Annotated in this window: 15 protein-coding genes and 1 pseudogene; 5 read left to right on the plus strand and 11 right to left on the minus strand. The window is 58.6% G+C overall.

Translation table 11 applies throughout. The features are described from left to right. Both YUU_RS54710 and YUU_RS0148185 read left to right on the plus strand, forming a co-directional pair. Nucleotides 1–753: pseudogene (locus YUU_RS54710) on the plus strand (hypothetical protein); the annotation flags it as partial. 99 nt (nt 754–852) lie between these two features. Next, complete coding sequence (locus YUU_RS0148185) at nt 853–2424, plus strand: hypothetical protein (RefSeq protein ID WP_156944977.1); 1572 nt, start codon at nt 853–855, stop codon at nt 2422–2424. Here the strand turns inward: YUU_RS0148185 and YUU_RS0148190 are convergent. The 5 genes from YUU_RS0148190 to YUU_RS0148210 form a co-directional block, all read right to left on the minus strand. Then, entirely contained in the window at nt 2421–3608 is a 1188-nt protein-coding gene (locus YUU_RS0148190; protein ID WP_245288341.1) for a glycosyltransferase, read from the minus strand. The two genes, YUU_RS0148185 and YUU_RS0148190, sit on opposite strands and share 4 nt — an antisense overlap. A gap of 26 nt (nt 3609–3634) precedes the next feature. Continuing rightward, nucleotides 3635–4396: a class I SAM-dependent methyltransferase gene (locus tag YUU_RS0148195; RefSeq protein WP_027528528.1), complete on the minus strand. Its 762-nt coding sequence runs from the start codon at nt 4394–4396 to the stop codon at nt 3635–3637. Next, nucleotides 4393–5514: a DegT/DnrJ/EryC1/StrS aminotransferase family protein gene (locus tag YUU_RS0148200; RefSeq protein WP_027528529.1), complete on the minus strand. Its 1122-nt coding sequence runs from the start codon at nt 5512–5514 to the stop codon at nt 4393–4395. Before YUU_RS0148200 ends, YUU_RS0148195 begins: the two co-directional genes overlap by 4 nt. After that, the gene (locus tag YUU_RS0148205) at nt 5511–5957 is read right to left on the minus strand and encodes a hypothetical protein (protein ID WP_027528530.1); all 447 of its coding nucleotides are present in this window, start codon (nt 5955–5957) and stop codon (nt 5511–5513) included. The genes YUU_RS0148200 and YUU_RS0148205 overlap by 4 nt, the downstream gene beginning before the upstream one ends. Before the next feature lie 89 nt (nt 5958–6046). After that, a complete protein-coding gene (locus YUU_RS0148210; RefSeq protein ID WP_027528531.1) occupies nt 6047–7219 on the minus strand; it encodes a glycosyltransferase in 1173 nt (390 codons plus the stop codon). A gap of 221 nt (nt 7220–7440) precedes the next feature. On the opposite strand from YUU_RS0148210, the gene YUU_RS0148215 reads away from it, so the two are divergent. The 3 genes from YUU_RS0148215 to YUU_RS0148225 are packed head-to-tail and all read left to right on the plus strand — an operon-like array spanning nt 7441 to nt 10076. Then, nucleotides 7441–8502, plus strand: a complete 1062-nt coding sequence (locus tag YUU_RS0148215) for a Gfo/Idh/MocA family protein (protein WP_027528532.1) — start codon at nt 7441–7443, stop codon at nt 8500–8502. Continuing rightward, complete coding sequence (locus YUU_RS0148220; protein ID WP_027528533.1) at nt 8499–8966, plus strand: acyltransferase; 468 nt, start codon at nt 8499–8501, stop codon at nt 8964–8966. Before YUU_RS0148215 ends, YUU_RS0148220 begins: the two co-directional genes overlap by 4 nt. Nucleotides 8967–8978: 12 nt before the next feature. Further along, nucleotides 8979–10076: a DegT/DnrJ/EryC1/StrS aminotransferase family protein gene (locus YUU_RS0148225; RefSeq protein WP_027528534.1), complete on the plus strand. Its 1098-nt coding sequence runs from the start codon at nt 8979–8981 to the stop codon at nt 10074–10076. Between the two features lie 294 nt (nt 10077–10370). Here the strand turns inward: YUU_RS0148225 and YUU_RS0148230 are convergent, their stop codons facing one another. The 6 genes from YUU_RS0148230 to YUU_RS0148255 form a co-directional block, all read right to left on the minus strand. Further along, the gene (locus YUU_RS0148230) at nt 10371–11582 is read right to left on the minus strand and encodes a hypothetical protein (RefSeq protein WP_051390317.1); all 1212 of its coding nucleotides are present in this window, start codon (nt 11580–11582) and stop codon (nt 10371–10373) included. Between the two features lie 196 nt (nt 11583–11778). Next, a complete protein-coding gene (locus tag YUU_RS0148235; RefSeq protein ID WP_027528536.1) occupies nt 11779–12735 on the minus strand; it encodes a hypothetical protein in 957 nt (318 codons plus the stop codon). A gap of 120 nt (nt 12736–12855) precedes the next feature. Continuing rightward, on the minus strand, nt 12856–14076 hold the full coding sequence (locus tag YUU_RS0148240; RefSeq protein WP_027528537.1) for a glycosyltransferase family 4 protein: 1221 nt from the start codon (nt 14074–14076) through the stop codon (nt 12856–12858). Beyond that, nucleotides 14073–14627 (minus strand): HAD-IIIA family hydrolase, encoded by a 555-nt coding sequence (locus YUU_RS0148245; RefSeq protein ID WP_051390318.1) that lies wholly within the window; start codon nt 14625–14627, stop codon nt 14073–14075. Before YUU_RS0148245 ends, YUU_RS0148240 begins: the two co-directional genes overlap by 4 nt. Nucleotides 14628–14671: 44 nt before the next feature. Further along, the gene (locus tag YUU_RS0148250; RefSeq protein ID WP_027528539.1) at nt 14672–16135 is read right to left on the minus strand and encodes a bifunctional class I SAM-dependent methyltransferase/glycosyltransferase family 2 protein; all 1464 of its coding nucleotides are present in this window, start codon (nt 16133–16135) and stop codon (nt 14672–14674) included. 44 nt (nt 16136–16179) lie between these two features. After that, nucleotides 16180–17616, minus strand: coding sequence for a hypothetical protein (locus YUU_RS0148255; RefSeq protein ID WP_156944978.1), 1437 nt, complete (start codon nt 17614–17616; stop codon nt 16180–16182). Between the last annotated feature and the right edge of the window lie 267 nt (nt 17617–17883).

Here is a 17883-nt window from a genome sequence, read left to right on the forward strand (position 1 = left end):
TATACGGTCTGGACGACCGACGCCAACGGCAATTTCGTGTCGAACTCCGGCGGCATGTCGGGCACGAGCTCAACGCTCGAAAACTACGAGACGACCTTCCATCAAGATTTGAACGGCGATGGCGTTATTGGCGTCCCCGGAACATCGGGTACCGTCATCGAATCCTTCGGCTCAACGAGCCTGGTCAGGACGGGAAGCAACTATTACTTGAACCCGGTGGCTGGCGGCACTGGTCCCGAATTAAAGAACGGCGGAGCTGCGGTTGTTGCTGGTGCTTATGCGGGCTGGGCTCCGATCGGAGCGGAGCAGGTGGGGACGAGTTACAAGGTCGCCTGGAAGGATTCCGATAGCGGCCTTTACACAGTCTGGACAACGGACAGTAATGGCAACCTAGCATCCAACACAGGGAGTATGTCGGGTACCAGCACGACGTTTGAGAATTTGGAGTCGACCTTCCAACAAGACCTCAACGGAGATGGAACAATCGGTGTTCCGGCTTCCTCGGGGACTACATTCTTGAATGCGCCCAGCGACGCTTTCATGTTTCGCGAGAGCTTTGCTACGAACGGCCAATCCGCGGACCTATTCGCCGGGTTCAAAGCAGGCGTTTGGTTTGACCATCCGCAGGACGATGGGTTGCATGGCTACTGGCAGGCGATTGCATCCCAGCCGACAATTCACGCGAATGAAGCGATTGGGACGATTGAATCTCACTTATTGGCCTCGTTGCAAGATCACTTCCTGATCAAGTGAGAATTCATCTCGTGCGGAACCGAGGTTCGGCGAACATTTTCCGCCGGACGAATCGCCGCTAAGTTGCCGGGCTGGCCCTATCTCAAGGAAGGTTACGGCTTGTCCGGCACAGAAATCAACATTTCAAGCAAGGCGCCGGCCGCAGGGGACGCGCTGAACTCCGGCGGTCGGTTGCGGCGTCTGATCCATGGCTGGTCGGCGAACCTCGTTCAAATCCTTCTGGTTCTGGTCCAGCAGCTGCTTTTGATTCCGGTGTTTCTTCATTTTTGGACCAGTGATGCGCTCGCGGCTTGGCTCGCCATCTATGCCGCGGGAAGCCTCATTGTCGTTGCCGACGCAGGACTTCAGCTCCGAGCCATCAATCGGTTTCTCGCTTTCAAATCCTCCGTCGATTGCGATGGCAGAACGGCGAGCTTCTATTCCGGTATGCTACGAATCTACTTTGGCTTGGTCATTGTGTTGGGGGCGCTGCTGCTTATCGCCACGCGGATCGTGCCTCCATCCGCGGTGCTCGGATTTCATGCGACCGTCACGTTTGATTCCGCTCTGCTGGTGATGATCTTGGGCATGCTGCTTGTCTTGCCCTCGAATCTCGTATCTGGCCTTTATCGCGCGCGTGGCAGGTATGGCCGGGCCGTTTGGCTGCAAAACCTCGCGCTGTTGCTCGGTCAGATTGCGCAAATCGTTGCCGTCGCTGTTTTCGGCCATTTACTGGCCGTGGCAGTCGCTTTCGTTTCAACCCAGGTCTTGCTTGCCTTCTTTCTTGTTGTGTTCGATGCGCCACGCTTATTTCCCTATCTGCGGCGCGGTGGGGACGTGCGGTCGTGGCGGTGGAGCATTGGGCAGTTTGGGCCGGCTTTTCCGTTTGCTGTAGCCAACCTCTCGGAACTGGCGATTGTGAACGCTCCTGTGCTGCTGGTCAGCGCCTTCGTCACAGACCGGGAACTGGTCGCGCAATGGGGGCTGACACGCGTGGTAGCAGGCCTGGTGCGAGGACTTTGCACGCAGATCGCCTTGCCGATTGCCGCCGAACTTGGCCATGACTATGCGATCGGCGACAAGGACCGCCTGCGTCGCATCTATTCTCTCGGCTCCGTAATCGTCACGGCAACTGCCAGCTTGATGGTGGCGGGTCTGCTTCCGTTCTGGCCCGACTTCTTTTCGCTCTGGACCCGAGGCAATATTCCCTACGATGCATCGCTTGCAATTATACTGTTGCTCGGGTCTGTCGCTGTTGCTCCATCGCTGTTGGCGCTTGCCTTCGCCAACTATAGCGACCGTCGCGATCTGCTGGTCCGCAGCAAGGGCTCGCAGCTTGTTGTCTTCCTTGCCTTGTCATTCATACTGATCCCTCGGCTCGGTCCGATTGGTGCGGCTTGCGCGATTGTTGTGAGCGATTTCCTTGTTCAGTTCGGCCTCCTCGCGCTCATGATCATGGGCCAGACCTTACGTCATCCGTTTCGACACGCGGCGTTCCTCGCTGCTGTTGCTCTCACGATCGTGGTGCCGGGATGGAGCTTGGGAGGGCTGATCGCTTCACTTCTGCCGGCGGCAGGTTTTGCGCATTTCATTGCAAAATGCGCCATTTGGCTCATTGCGGTAGGCCTTGTCGCGAGTCCGCTTCTGAGCGAGCGCGTCCGGGGTCGCTTGATGGATGCCGTTCCGACCTAGCGCTGCGTTAGCGCAAGGCGATGTTTCAGTCGATCCATGCGTCGCGCGAACTGCTTACGTCCCGATTCAGTTTCTTCGGCGAACTGCTGTAGCCGCTTTTCGCCTGCGTGGCGCAGCCGTTCGCGCGTCCCCTCGGCTCGCAGGCTCATGATGGCGTCCGCCAGCGAACGCGGGTCGTCATAGTCGAACAGGATCGCCGCGTCGCCGGCTTGCGCCTTGAACGCCTCGGGATAGATGACAGGCGTTCCGACCGCCCAGGCTTCCAGCGGCGGCAGATTGGTCGGGCCGAAATAGCTCGGCATGACCAGCGCGGCGGCCCCGCGGTACAGGGCGCCCAGTTCGGCCGACTCGACGAAGCCGATGATCGAGATCTGCTCGGAGAGGCCGTGGCTGATGATCGCCTTGTCGACCTTCTCGCGTCCGCCGCGGTCCGATCCGCACAAAACCAGCCGCTCTGCGCGGCCCTGTTCGCGTAGCAGTGCGAGGGCGGCCAGCAGCGTGGCGTGGTTCTTGTGCGGCCAGAACTGGGCGGGATAGAACAGATAGCCCGGCTCGAGCCGATATTTCCTCAGGACGGCCTCATCCGCGGCTCTGTCGTCGTGCGCGGATTTCGAGACATAGGTCGACGGGGAGAAAGGAATGCATACCGCGCGCTCACGCTCCATGGCGTAGCGCCTGCACAGGTCGTCGATCAGCTCTGGAGCGTTGACGACGACCAGTACCGCTTTCATGCTCGCAAGACCAAACAGGATCTCGCGCCGCTCGAACTCGCCGAACGCCCGCACTTCCGGAAATTCCGGCGCGTCGCGATGGCAGCCGTCGAAGATCGTGATGATGAACGGAAGCTGATGCAGCAGCAGATGCCGCTTGGACGTCGAAGTGAAGTGCACGACGTCGATCCCGTCGCGGACCAGGGCGCGCTCGAACGGCGATTTCAGGCGCAGAGCGATCTGCACCAGATCGAACGGCCCGACATATTTCAGGAAGAGGAAGGCGTAGTCGATAGCGCGAAATTTCAGCAGGCGCGCGTCGATGCCGAAGTTCTTTAGAACCGTCAAGGTTTGCTCGTAGGGCGAGTAAACGATGATCTCGTTGCCGGATTCCGTCGCCCAGTCGCGTAGCCACAGCACATCGTTCAGGGGCTGCTGGAATCCACCACCGACCTCGATGGCCTGCTCAAGCATTACAGCAAGTCGTAACGGTCTCACGGTCAGAAGCTCTTCCTGGCGATGGAGTAGGCCGCCCAGACGGTCGAATTCGGCGCCGCATCCGATAGCCAGGCATGGGTGCCGGCCGGTTCTAACCCGCTGCTCCTGAGCGAGGCCTCGACCTCGAACGGAAACCAGTAGCGCATGTGGTGTGTCTCGTCGACGCGCCGGATCGTCGAGCGATTGGTGTCTTCGCAGAACAGGGTGTAGCTTACGAGCACCGTCGCCTTGGTCTCGTCATGCTCCGATTGCGCGATTCGGGTCAGGCGCAGCGGCTTCTGCTCGATCACCTTGACGCGCGTCTCGACGCCCTGCGCCAGCACCGCGCCGCCATACCAGTAGTCGAAGAAGAACACGCCGCCGGGCTTCAGCGCCGCGTGAGCGGTGTGGAAGAGGGCCTCCAGCCGGTTTCGGTCCGTCTGATAGCTCGCGACGTGAAACAGCGACACCACCGCATCGTAGTCTCGTTCTGCACCGGCCTCGCAAGCGTCGCCCTGCCGGAAGGGAATCTCAAGGCCCGCCTCGACGGCGCGCGTCTTCGCCTTGGCGATCATGTCCGCGCTGAGGTCGATGCCGGCGACGTCCCAGCCGCGGCGAGCGAATTCGATTGCGTGCACTCCCGTGCCGCAACCAAGATCCAGTAGTTTGCCCGACGCGACGCCGTGGTCGCGCAGCCGCCCTTCGACGAAGTCCACTTCCGCGGCGTAATCCTTGTCCCGGTACAGGAGATCGTACCAGGGCGCGTAGTCCGCAAACACGCTCACGCCAGGATCTCCTTCAGCGCCTCCGCGGACCGCACTATCTCGTCGTCAGTCAAGGCAAGCCCGCTCGGCAGATAGAAGCCGCGGCGCGCGATCAATTCCGCATTGGGATGGGATTCGCTCAGCATGAAGCCCATGCGGCGCAGCACCGGCTGCTCATGCATGCACCAGAAAAATGGTCGCGTCCCGATGCCCTTCGCGGCAAGGCGCCGCATCGCCTCCTTGGCATCGAACGGCACCTCGTCGTCCAGCACGACGCCGTAGACCCAATAGATGTTGTCGGCATAGTTGGTTCTGGCGACGGGACGGCGTATGCCCGGCGCGTCGGCGAGATGCTCATCGTAGAGACGGCCGATCCGGCGCTTGAGTTCGACCGTGCGGGGCAGGCGCTCGACCTGGGCAACGCCGAGGGCCGCCTGCAAATTGGTCATGCGCGCGTTCCAGCCGAGCTCTTCATGAATGAACCGCTGCTGGGGCTGGAAACAGAGGTTGCGCAGACTTTGCAGGCGATCGGCGAGCGCAGCATCGTCAGTGAGAATCATGCCGCCTTCGCCAGTCGTGACGTGCTTGTTGGGATAGAAGCTGAAGGTCGAGACATCACCGAAACTGCCGCAGGGCGCACCGCGATAGGTCTGGCCGTGCATCTCGGCGGCGTCCTCGATCACCTTCAGCCCACGCGCACGCGCGAGCTCGAGGATCGGATCAAGATCGACCGGGAGACCGTAGATGTGGACCAGCATGATCGCGCGCGTTCGCGGCGTCAGTGCGGCTTCCACGCCTTCAACGGTCATGTTCCAGGTGGCCGGATCGCAATCAACGGCAACCGGAACGAGGCCGGCTCTGACCACGGCTGCTGCACAGCTGATGATCGTGAAGGTCGGAATGATGACTTCATCGCCCGGTGCGAGCCCAAGGGCGTGAACGGCAATATCGAGTGCGACAGAGCCGTTGGTGACGGCGACGCCGTAGCGGCGTCCCGCGGCAACAGCCATCGCCTGCTCGAAGCGTTTGATGAAAGGGCCCTCGGACGAAATCCATCCGGTGCGGATGCACTCCGTCAAATAGTCAGCCTCGTTTCCGTCGAGCAACGGCGTATTGACGGGGATGAACGCTTCGGTCACAGGCCTGGACCCTTGATCCGTATCTCGGACGGCGCGGCTTCCGAAAAACGAGTCTTGTCGTTTTCTCCGGCATAGGGCCCTTGCTTGATTTCGAACATCTCGAGTGGCTCGAGCACATGGAAGCCATGTGCTCCGCTACAGAGCAGGATGATGTCGCCTGCACAGAGCACGCGGCTTTCCAGATATTCTTCCTCGACCGTGTAGAAGTCGACCTGAAGCTTGCCCTTCTGGATGAGGAGCACTTCCTGCGTATAGTGCACCTCTCGCGTCACCTTGTTGTGGCGATGCGGCGCGATGCTCTTGCCCGCAGGATGGCTCATATAGGCGAGCTGCTGCGACAATTCGGGCGGGGAAAAGAAGTGGATCCCCGGCTCGCGAAAGGACGCTCGTACGATGATCGCGTACAGCTTTCCATCGAATTGACACTGCTCGACGCTATTCACGTTCCACCTGGAAAATGTTGCAGTTGCAAGAGGCTAATGACCTTGGCGGGTTTGTGCCAAGCCGTCAAGGCGACACTCCCTTCCTTAAGCTACTGCGCCAGAAAAGCTAGGATTTCCTCGACGCGGCGACGATAGGTGTGGTGTGCGAGGGTCTTCTGCTGACCGGCCGTTGCAACGGCTTTGCGCGCCCCTTCATCAGCGAGATACCGGTCTATGGCGACGGCGCATTCTTCCGGTGAACGCCAGACTGCCACCTCGATGTCGGGCTCGAAGAGGCTTTGCAGATTGCGTTTGAAGTCGGTCAGGAGGAATGCGCCGATCCCGGTTGCTTCGAACAGGCGCACATTGCCGGCTTCGTCGCCCGCGATATCGATGTGAGAGTTCAGCGTGACGCGCGACCGCCGCAGGGTTTCGTACATCTCCGCGCCCCACACCTCGCCCTGGAGGCACTTCCAGAGCGGCGAGGAGGCGGAAACGGTCTGCGAGATGTTTCCCCAGATCTTGAGGTCGTAGCGCCGCGCGAGGAACTCCAGGAGTGCGATGCGCCCGCGGTGATCCTCTGATATCGAGCCGACGAAGGAGACATCGACGTCCGGAGTGGAAGGCGGCGACAAGCGGTTCAGAATGTCCGGTTCAAATGCCAGATGATTGACCTCGGCGCGAACGCCCGCCAGGCGAAACTTGCTGACGATCCGCGGGAGTTGCGAGATCATCAGATCGTAGGGACTCCAGTCCACGCCTCGCGATGGCTCGATGCCCACCTGTCCGACCAGGAAAGGGGAGCCGATTTGCTTGATTCGCCTGACGAGGCGGCTGTCGACGTGAAAAACGTCCTGGTTGAGCACGAAGTCTGGCTTGTGCTCTTCGACCTGCGCGAGCAGGATTTCCTCGGATTGCCGTTTCAATCGAGGGCTAAGCCCCAGATGCCGGGCGAGCGGCCGCAGCAGCGGCTTCACGGGCGCAGCAACTCTCTTCAGCCAGGCTGGAACCCGCTGTGTCGTGGCGGGCGCTTCTTCGGATTCGACCGCCATTCCGTGTTCGCGAGCCCATGCCGACTGGAGCGACCAGTTGTTGACGTGGATGTCGGTGGCCTGGTGGCCCAAAAAGATGAAATTGCGAGAGTAAAAGTCTGCAACCCCGAATAGACTTGCGTTCCTGGCCGCCATCTGCTGCACGTAGGAGGCGTTCGCAAGCTCCGGACTCCGGCGGTAGAGCCAGGTCAGAAACTTGGGATAGTCGGCGTTCAGTATCAGGACACGCATGTGCAACCAGATCGTTCCGGACTTGTCTGCGTCCCTGCGCAAAGCATCATTTCGCAGGCAGATCAAGCGTTCCACCGCCCTCTCGGGGCACCGCAAGCAAAAATCGAGGCGGGGCCGAGCGCGGGCAATTGGCTTGATCTGAAAGGACTTTTCCGTATAGACACATGCTTCGTGCGTGAGGACATGAGCGGCCCTGGCCAGCCTCGCCGAAGGGGAACCCAATGATCAGATTCGGCTTGCTCGGTTGCGGACGCATCGCCACGCGGCATTCGGATCTTCTTGGCAGCGGCCAAATCGAGAATGCCAAGCTCGTGGCGGTCTGCGATCCCATTACCGCACGCGCGGATGCGATCGCGGCGAAATTTGGCGTGGCCGCACACCACGACATGGACAGCTTCCTGGCGCGGCAGGATATGGATGCCGTCGCGGTCCTCACGCCGAGCGGGCTGCATCCCCAGCATGCGATCGCCGCCGCCAAGGCGGGCAAGCACGTCGTCGTCGAGAAGCCGATGGCGCTTCGGCTCCAGGACGCCGACGACATGATCAAGGCTTGCGATCAGGCCGGTGTGAAACTGTTCGTCGTGAAGCAGAATCGATTCAACGTTCCTGTCGTCAAGGCGCGCGAGGCGCTGGACGCCGGCCGCTTCGGCAAGCTCATTATGGGGACCGTTCGCGTGCGCTGGTGTCGTGACCAGGCCTACTACGATCAGGATGCGTGGCGGGGCACCTGGGCTTACGACGGCGGCGTGCTGACGAACCAGGCGAGCCACCATATCGATATGCTGGAATGGTTTTTCGGGGAAGTGGTCAGCGTTCACGCGCGCGCCGTCACAGCGCTGGCAAAGGTCGAGACAGAGGATACCGCGGTTGCGACGCTCAGGTTTCGTAACGGGGCGCTGGGTATCATCGAGGCGACGACGGCGGCGCGCCCCACCGATCTCGAAGGATCGTTGTCGGTGCTCGGCGAGAAGGGGACTGTGGAGATCGCCGGCTTCGCGGTCAACCAGATCAGGCACTGGCGGTTCGTCGACGAGCTTCCGAGCGACAAGATCGTCGTCGAGAAATTCTCCGTGAACCCGCCGAACGTATACGGCTTCGGGCATCAGGCCTATTATCAGCACGTCGTCGATTGTCTCCTGCACCAGCGCGCTGCGCTGGTGGATGGTCTGGAGGGACGGAAGAGCCTCGAGTTGATCTCGGCGCTGTACGAATCCATCGAGACCGGGCAGGAGGTGTCGCTCCGCTTCGAGCCTCGGCGAAGCCGGCTTGGTGCCATCTCATGAACACGCCGATCGTATCCCGGGTCGGCGTGCGCGATGTCCGGTTCGGGGAACGCGTCAAGTTCGTCGAGCCCTGCAATCTCTATGATTGCACGATCGGCGACGACTGCTTCGTCGGTCCGTTCACGGAGATCCAGGCCGGCGTCGTGATCGGCGCCAGGACGCGCGTGCAGTCGCACGCCTTCATCTGCGAATTGGTGTCCGTGGGAGAGGACTGCTTCGTCGGCCATGGCGTGATGTTCATCAACGACACGTTCGCGATCGGAGGACCTGCGCGTGGGCGCAAGGAATTGTGGCGCGCGACGAGGATCGGTAACCGTGTCTCGATCGGCTCCAACGCCACGATCATGCCCGTCAGCATCGCCGATGACGTCGTGATCGGTGCCGGCGCCGTCGTCACCAAGGACATCATCGCGGCCGGTACCTACGCCGGAAATCCCGCGCGCCTGCTCAGGCTGCACAAATAGGGAAGATCAACAATGGCGGTACCTTTCGCGGATCTCGGGCTGCAATACCGATCGATCAAGGATGAGATCGACGGCGCAATTAGTGCGGTCATCCGCGACAACGCGTTCATTCGTGGACCATATGTCGATGCCTTCGAGCGCGAGTTTGCCGAGGCAGCTTCCGTCGAGCACTGCGTGTCCTGTGCCAATGGCACGGATGCCCTGTACCTTGCGATGTCCGCACTCGGCGTCAAGCCAGGCGACGAGGTCATCACGACGGCCCATTCCTGGATCTCCACCTCCGCAATGATCACGCATGCCGGGGCGACCGTGGTGTTTTGCGACACCGACGCCGCCACGTTCACGATCGATCCGGCCGCGATTGAGGCCGCGATCACGCCGCGCACCGTCGGCATAATCCCAGTCCACCTCTATGGGCAGCCCGCAGACATGGATGCGATCATGGCAATCGCCCGCAAGCACGGCCTCTGGGTGGTAGAGGATTGCGCTCAGGCGCATCTGGCGAAGTTCCGCGACCAGCCCGTCGGCACGTTCGGTCAGGCTGCGACGTATTCGTTCTACCCCGGCAAGAATCTCGGGGCGTTCGGTGATGCCGGCGCCGTCGTGACCAACGACGCGGTGCTTGCCGAGCGCATGGCGATGCTGGCCCGTCACGGCGGCTTGGTGAAGCACAATCATCAGATCGAGGGCATCAACAGTCGGCTGGACGGCTTGCAGGCGGCCATCCTTTCAGCAAAGCTGAAGCACTTGGCGGTTTGGACCAGGGCGCGTCGGGAGGCTGCGATGATTTATGACGCGGGCCTCAATCAACTCGATGGGGTGGAAGTACCGTATGTCGCGCCCCAACGTACTCACGTTTATCATCTCTACACAATCAAACACCGGAACCGCGACGGCCTGGCGTCGTACCTGAATGCGAATGGGGTACAGACGGCGATTAACTATCCCGCCGCGCTACCGTTGCTGCCCGCCTATGCGCGATATGCGCACAGGCCAGATCAATTCCCGCACGCCTTCGGCGATCAGGGTAGGATTCTCTCGCTTCCTATGTTTGCCGAAATCACGCGCGAGCAGCAGCACGAGGTGATTAGGCTGATCCGGGATTTCTAGCTGGCGTTGCTTCCGGGAGAAGACTCTGCACGATCGGTGATCGTGACCGTCACCACGGCACATACACCATCACCAGCACGAGGAGCCCGCCAAGAACCAGTGCCCACAAGGCGGCACTATCGAAGGTTCGAGTGTCCCAACGGGATCGCTTGAGGTTCCAGACCATTCTCTTCTTCCCCTTCTGATGCGCAGGTGCGCCTCTCAAGCTACGCGTTGTGCTCGCCGCCACGAAGACTCTTCATCTAGCGAATCCAATGCTCGGAGCAGCTGTGACCTGACCAAGTTGAGGGAAGGTCAGCTCTCGATAGACCGTGGACCGACTCGATATTGAGGCTCAAAGATTGAACGAGGGGTAAGAAACCAGAGCAAAAAGAGGAGCGCGGCGCCATAAGTGACGAACGAAATCGTGAGCGGGACGTTGACGAACGTTTGCGCGAGAACGCCGGCAGACAAAAGCACGAATCTCGGCGGTAGACCCGATGATAGGCAATTGCCGAGCGATATGATCAACCCGCATACCAGGGCAGAGATGGGAGCCCAAATCATTCCAACTGATGCGATACCTTCGGTCGCGAACAGGGAGGCGTTGAAATTCCCGATCTGATAGGCATTTTGCATCGCGATGGCCAACGGCTCGCGGTAAGGGCAATTGACAAATGTCTTTACGAAATTGACCTGACAAAAGTAGGTCAACTCGTGCGTCGAAAAGAAATCATTGTAGTAGTCAAGAGCACTCGATGGTAGGGCGACCATCCTGAAGTTCACCAAACTGAAGTATGCGATGAATTGCTGAAATGTGATCGCATCCGCGTCAAATAGTTTCGCCAGAAGTACTCCAACTGAAATCGGCAAGAGGAGCGAAAGAACGACAGTTGTTCTGGCTTCAAACAGAACCGAGCCTAGGCTCAGCAACAACAACCATCCCGGCGCGAACAGCGAAAGCTTGCTGAGTGTGATCGGGTAAAACAGCAACAGGAGCATCAGCGTCAACGCAGCTCGCCACCAGCTCTTCTGCGTAACAAAGTATGCAAATGCAAATGGAAGCAGCACGTTCGATGCGATGCCCATTGCATACTCTAGCCAGGTCGGAAATTGAAGCTCGTTGCGGAAGCTATAGATGTCGGACAGTCCCACCAGTCTTAGGTTGAAGACGGCGCCGCAGCCAACAATGATCGATGCGAGAACAACGATTGACATCAAGAATCTGCCAAAGGCCTTTTCCGATATGACAAATGGCGGTTTTATGGGGGACGCAATGAACAGTGCAGGAATGAGAAAGGCGATCGCCGACGTAAAAGCCGAGGCGTATGCCAAGGAATGATCGTAGGAGAACTTGGATAGTTCGATTAGCCCAAGATAGCCTAGAATCATCGTGTAGAAGTAGAATCCGAGCAGGTAGCCGAAGTTGAACCGGGCAAAGGAAAAGAAAACTGAGATCAACGCAAAGGGCGCGATATTCAGGGCGGCCTTGAACAATACGTCCGGATTAACTTCGGTTAGTCGCATCAGCGATCCATAAAATCGCGTGACGTAAGCGAGTGACACGGAGCAAAGTACGACGTGAACGGAAATAAGTAGGGCGGGCCCGAGCCTGCTGGCCGTGAGTACAGTTGATGCTTCAGGGCTTCGATCAAAAGTCGTAGTCATTGAACTGTGCGACATGGGCGGGGTTTGCCGATCAAATGAGTCGAAAGCCCGAGCTTCAGGTCTTTGTCTCTGCAAAGTTGTGTAAGAGAGCAGCTGCCGCGAACATGACCAAAATGGAGGCGACGGCAGCAATGAACAGGAATTTGAGTGGTCGCGATCTTTCTGTCGTGGTCGCTCTTTCCGGTGCGAGAGAGACTCGCGTTTCGTTGATGGATTTCAGCAAAAGTTGCGCTTCCGCGAGAGCGCTTTCCTGCGACGCGTGTTCCGTGCGGGTCGCCATAAGATCTCGGGCGAGTTCAGTTCGTTCGATGGACAGGCTAGCTAACAGGTTCAGTTGGGCCGAGATGAGCTCTCGAGAACGTTTGGTGTCGTCGGTGGAAGAGGGCGGTGGTTGCTGAGCATCGCGAGCCTGCTGTGCAGCCAAATCTTCGCGTTGTGAGCGCAAGGACGCTCGTAGCTCATCGGACAATTCCTCAAAGTCGTTACTGGCCTTTAGGCTGTTGGTGATCTGCTGGCTCAGATCATCGGTCGATTTCTTGGCCAACACGGTGCGCGCAGCGATGCCCTCGCGGATGAAATCGCTTCGTCGTTTCTGGGCGCCGATGATTTGATCAAGGACGTTTTGTTGAAATTGCTTCGCGTCGGTCTCGGCGCTCGGGTCAATGACGCTCTGCAAAGCCACGGTACGTCCGATGCTCTCTGCGGTGGAGTTCCGCAGGGCGCTCAGAGTCGGGGCCGGCACGCCCTTCTTCCCTAACTCCAACAGGGCGAGTGGGACGTAGACGACCGGAATTCGCTTTGCCACCAGGTCTGGAACGTCCAACAGCTCGTCTTTTCCGTTCACGGTAAAGGAGCCAATATCTATTGCCGATCGAATAGTTGTTAATGGCCCGACGAGCAGGAAGATGGCGGTTGCCAAGAGAAGAAATGTCACGCCCCCGATCGAGAGCAAGATCCAACGATACGACAAGAACGAACGTACAACTGAAGGTTTCATGATCTTGTCGGCCATCGTCTTGCGCCAGCTTCGGAAAGCTAGGTTGCGTCGAGGCTATTCTACGTCTGATAGTGATCGAATCAGGGCAGATTCGACATCTGCGGCGACCAATCCAACAGGAGCACCGTCGGTAGCTCACTGAGCATGTCGGGAGCACAAGCTCCGCAGAATCTTTCGGTAAGCGCCAGTCGAAGCTTCCTCGGTATATTTGAGGGCAGCGGTGGCCGCTCGGTGGCTTCGTTCATGCGTGGTTGCCCGATCTGCTGCCGCGTTGCGCACCGCCTGCGCGAGTTGGAGTGGGTCTTCCGGGGGCACAATCCATCCGATACCTTCTTCGGTTACCGCTAATGCAACCTCAGAATGTGGTTCCGTCGCAACGATGACGGCGCGCCCGACCGCCAGAAAATTATAGAGCCGGCTTGGGATGGAAACGCCGGCTACTTTATGCCGGTAAGGAATAAGCCACACATCCGCAGCCGCAAGAAAATCGACGAGCTGGTCCTCCGGTACGGGGTCCAGCAGGGTTACATTCTCTAGCTTCTCGGACTCTTGAAGGCTTCTAAGCTCTGACCATCCAATCCCCCATCCGGAGAGAACGAAGTGTATATTTTGCTCGTTTCGTAACAGCCGTGCAGCCTCGAAGACGGTACGAGGCGCGTGCGTGAAGCCGAGATTGCCGCATAGCCCAACAATGAATTGCGAGGAATGGGCCTTTCTGAAGCGATTTTCATCATCGGGCTCGCGGAAGCCAATAGGAAGCAGCGTCCAGTTTGGCACGAAATGGATCTTCTCCGCATTCACTCGCGGATAGCGCAGCAGAAGAGGAGGTACGTCGCGGCCGATGACGAAGATCACATCCAACGATCTGAAGAGCCATGCATTGGCAACACGAAAAGTGCGCGCAACCAGGGACGTTCGTCGGGCAAGTCCGGCTGCCTCCAGCGCCTCAGGATAGAGATCGTAGATCAGTAACGCCGTATTTGCCTGCCGCAACCTTGCGGCAAGCGTGATCGCATATGGTAGCGTGAACGGGCTCGTGACTGACATGACGACGTCGTTTGAGCGTGCTCGTCGGTAGACCGCCCAGAACATCCTCATCGCCAGCGCCATATTCGCGATAAGGCGCCTTCCAAGCGCGTGCTTGGGCGGGCGCCGGTTCAGGATCTCGATGACATCGGGAGCCTTTGGGTCGTCCTCCGCTTGCCTGGCGGAACCGGGAGTTCCAGAGAGCACGACTACCTTCATGTCGAGGGCGATCGAATGGGCGATAGCTCCGAGATAGGTCGCCGTCGTGCTTTCATCTGGTGGATAGAACTCCGACGCAAGGATTAGCCTAGGTGGTCCCACCGCCTTCACCTGTTCTGCGCCAGGAGTGGCGCAATGAAGCTCTGGAGGTTCCCGCCTCCAAAGAGACGGCCGGACAACCCTGCGGCGCGGGCTGCGTCCATATCGGACGACTTGTCACCGACGACGAAGCTATTCGTGACGTCGATGGGAAATCTGTTCAAAAGATCAAAAATCATGCCGGGTTGTGGCTTTCGTCGGTCACTTACACATCTGTAACGCTCGACCACTCCTTCTGGATGAAATGGGCAATATTCAAAGGCATCAATACGTGCATCATGCGCCGCCAACTGGGTTGCCATCCAATCGTGCAGGATATGCACGTCGCTCTCTTCATAGAGGCCTCTAGCTACGCCTGATTGGTTGGTTATCACGAAAGCGAAATAGCCAGCATCATTGACCGCCTTTACGGCTTCAATCGCGCCCTCGATCCAGACGAATTCGGAGATCTGAAACGTGTATTCGCGGTCGACATTTAGAACGCCGTCACGATCGAAAAATACTGCCGGGCGTTGTTCCGCCAATCCTTTACGTGGGGCATACGGAATTTGGATTCCTGCCATGTCATTCACGACCTGAACAAATGATCATAGAACAGCTTGGTATTTCAAACTGCCTTCAACTTCCGAAAAGCAAATAGTACCATTTTTAGTAGCAGCCAACCGTCTCGAAAGCGGGAGATCTGGGTATCGCCAAATGTACGCGCTTTGTAGTGGACGGGAGTCTCGATCATTTTGAGATTTTGCTTCGCCGCGCCGAAGATCAGGTCGAAATCACCAAACGGATCGAAGTCTCCAAAGTAGGACCTCTCCTTGATGAGGGCCTCGTAGTCACTGCGGCGCAGCACCTTCGTGCCGCAAAGCGTGTCGGTAAGACGGGTGTTGACGAGATAGCTGAAGATGTAGGCGAACGCCCGATTTGCTAGAAGATTGAGTGGCCGCATCGCCTCGTTCTCCATCGGGTAGACGAGGCGCGTTCCGTTCACGAAATCGGCTTTTCCCGTTTCCACGATGGCGTGATACCTCGGAAGCTCCTCCGGCGGCATCGTGAGATCCGCATCCAGGATCATCAGTACGTCGCCCGTCGCGTGAGCAAATCCTTTGCGAACGGCGTCTCCCTTGCCTTTGCCGTCTTGCTTCAAGATCTTGATCTGCCACTCGTCTCTGTACTTATCCTGAATGCGTTCGCATTCCTCGAACGTGCCGTCCACGGAATTGCCTTCGACGAAGATGATCTCCTGTTGCGATGCAAAGCGGGGCATTCGAAGAATGGCATTTTCGATGTTGCCTCGCTCGTTGCGGCAGGGAATGACGACGCTCGCCGAGAACTTTCGGCCCGGGAATGGCCGGATCGGTCGTCCCACCAGATAGGTACGTAGGCAGAGCCGCCGTATTCCCGGCAGCGGTGCGACGAAGCGATTGACGAATGTGCCGAAACCCAGAAGCTTGCGTGGCAAGAGCTGGCGTTGCTCCTGTCGGATGACCTCGAAATCCGCAAGGTCCATCAGGTTGAGGAAGTCAGCGGTCGCGAAGTAGTTGATCGGCGGCTGCTTGCTCTTGAGCTTAAGGATTTCGCCGACTTTCAGGATCGGCTCCCAGAGATGCGAGTAGTAGGCAATTACCAGCCGCGTCTCCGGCGTACTGAGACGGTGCACCGTTCGCAGCGTTTCATCTATCTTCTCGAACATTCCTATCGTGTCTGAAATCACGATGTAATCGAAGGGACCCTCGATGGACGTCATCGTGTCCGGATCTTCGACGTCGCCAACAATGAAGTTCAAATTGGGGTACTGGGCCTTTGCGCGCTCGATCGCGCGCGGGCTGAAGTCGACGCCAACGCCGTAGCTCGGTTCGAGCGTCGCCAGCAAGTCGCCGCGGCCGCAGCCGAGCTCTAATACCCGCTTCTGACGCGGGATCAGGAATCGCATGTAGGCGCGATCATCGTTGTAGTAGGCGGAGTTGATCGTTCGCCAATGCACCTGGTCATCGATCGTGTCCTCGGTGTGCTGAACGAAGCCGTGCTTCCGGGCACTGCGGGGGGGGAGGACGTCGGCCGTGGGAGGGGTGGACATGATCGTAGCGCTTCCTTCGGAGCGGTCTTCGGGCGTGTGACGACTTACTGGATGACCGGACGCAAGAGAAGAAAGACGGTGCGAAGCTCGAGCAGGGTGTCGCCGTCCTGGTACTGGACGGGCTTAGGCCCCAACAGATCGACGTTGCTGGCCGCTTTGACTGCATCGGCAGTAGGAAAATAGTTCTTGTCGATCACGTATGCTCCTACATCTTCATGCACGAGAGCCTCCGCAAAACTGTTCGTGGTGCCCCGCCTATCTCCTAGATAGGCCGCGGTCAATGGCTGGATACCGGCATAGGTCAGTACAAATCCTTCCCCGTATTCGGGAAAGGGTACGCGATAGGCGAATTCGATGACCCTGCTTCCAGTCAGGTTGCGAATCTCGTCGCGGTCGAGCACAGCGGCCTTGGTTAGCTCCGCGTGATTTCTCAAATAGGACTGTAGCCGCAGGGCGACCGGATACGCCACGAGCACCGTGACGGACGCAGCAATCAAGGTTGCGATCCGCGAGAGACGTCCCTTCATGAGGAGATGAAACGCAATGACGCAGCCCGGTAGAGTGGCCGAAACGCCGGCGGAGTAGTGGAAGGCGTAGTGCTTGAAAACGAACAGGGCGGACAGTGCGCTCGCAACGCCGCACCCAATGGCAATCGTAAGCTCGGGACGCGGCTGCCGACTTCTGAGCAGGAGTAGTCCTGCCGTGAGTGACAGTCCTGCTCCTCCGATGAGTGCGATCGGAAGGGCAAATGTCTTGTCCGATGGAATTGCGCGAAATGCACTGAGGACCTCATCGGAACTTACGACAGTCTGGCTACCGGCTCCGTAGAGGCCAGATCCGAGCGCCACGGCGCGATGAAAATTCAAAAGCGCGCGGAAGTCGTTCCAGCCAATGATGAAGTAACCGATGGCTATGAGGATTGCGACGAACATTGCGCTGAAGACGATCAACCCTCCCAGAAGTCGAACGGAATTGCTTCGGGAGAAGCCGTATTGCGCGATCATTGCCGCGCAGAGAGCCGCGGGCACGTAGATGTAGGACAACTTGTTGAGATACGCGATTGAACTGACTGCGGCCGCGAGGACGAACGTTTTGAGCATCCCGCGGTCATCCCGCGTGATCTGGAACAGGCTGAAAAGGAAGAGCGAATTGACCGCAAACGCGAAGGATTCGTTACTCGGCGAGAGGAACGTCGTGACCGTGCCCGGGGTCGACAACATCCAAAGCAGAATGCTGAGGACGATCACCGGCGCGGAGACCAGAGAAGCGGTTATCCGGACGAACAGGTAGACACTACAGGCGCCGACCAGGGCAGCCAGCGCGATCGCAAGCAACTGGTAGGTGCGGATGTGCTCGAGGACTGCGTGAAAGAATTCGAGTGGGGTGGACGCGAACGGATATCCGCTGAGCGCCAGAGCCGACCAAGTCAGAAAGTAGAAGGGAAGGCCCGGATGGTTCGTCAGGCCATTCGCCGGATACATATGGTGGTGGCCCAGGCGGAAAGCGAGATTGAGTGCATTGGCAAGGCCAAGAGGCTCATAGTCGTTGCCGAGCCAGAACGAGATCGGGTACAGAAGGGCCAATGACGGCGGCAGCAGGAAGAACAGGGCGGCCAGGACAAGCGGCAGTTTCGCAGATCTAGACTTCATAAGAGGGTAATCTCGTGCGGGCAGACCAAACCGACCAATTCTCTTTGCACCGCTGGCTCAATCGTGGATTGTACAGAAATCGGCAGAGTTGACGCAACA

This window comes from Bradyrhizobium sp. Ec3.3 (assembly GCF_000472925.1).
Lineage (GTDB): Bacteria > Pseudomonadota > Alphaproteobacteria > Rhizobiales > Xanthobacteraceae > Bradyrhizobium.

Coding starts and splice junctions, on each gene's coding strand:
- YUU_RS0148190 (WP_245288341.1), bottom strand. CDS start 3,608: ATGCTTGAGCAGGCCATCGAGGTCGGTGGTGGATTCCAGCAGCCCCTG.
- YUU_RS0148210 (WP_027528531.1), bottom strand. CDS start 7,219: ATGCGTGTCCTGATACTGAACGCCGACTATCCCAAGTTTCTGACCTGG.
- YUU_RS0148215 (WP_027528532.1), top strand. CDS start 7,441: ATGATCAGATTCGGCTTGCTCGGTTGCGGACGCATCGCCACGCGGCAT.
- YUU_RS0148220 (WP_027528533.1), top strand. CDS start 8,499: ATGAACACGCCGATCGTATCCCGGGTCGGCGTGCGCGATGTCCGGTTC.
- YUU_RS0148225 (WP_027528534.1), top strand. CDS start 8,979: ATGGCGGTACCTTTCGCGGATCTCGGGCTGCAATACCGATCGATCAAG.
- YUU_RS0148230 (WP_051390317.1), bottom strand. CDS start 11,582: ATGCGACTAACCGAAGTTAATCCGGACGTATTGTTCAAGGCCGCCCTG.
- YUU_RS0148235 (WP_027528536.1), bottom strand. CDS start 12,735: ATGGCCGACAAGATCATGAAACCTTCAGTTGTACGTTCGTTCTTGTCG.
- YUU_RS0148245 (WP_051390318.1), bottom strand. CDS start 14,627: ATGGCAGGAATCCAAATTCCGTATGCCCCACGTAAAGGATTGGCGGAA.
- YUU_RS0148250 (WP_027528539.1), bottom strand. CDS start 16,135: ATGTCCACCCCTCCCACGGCCGACGTCCTCCCCCCCCGCAGTGCCCGG.
- YUU_RS0148255 (WP_156944978.1), bottom strand. CDS start 17,616: ATGTATCCGGCGAATGGCCTGACGAACCATCCGGGCCTTCCCTTCTAC.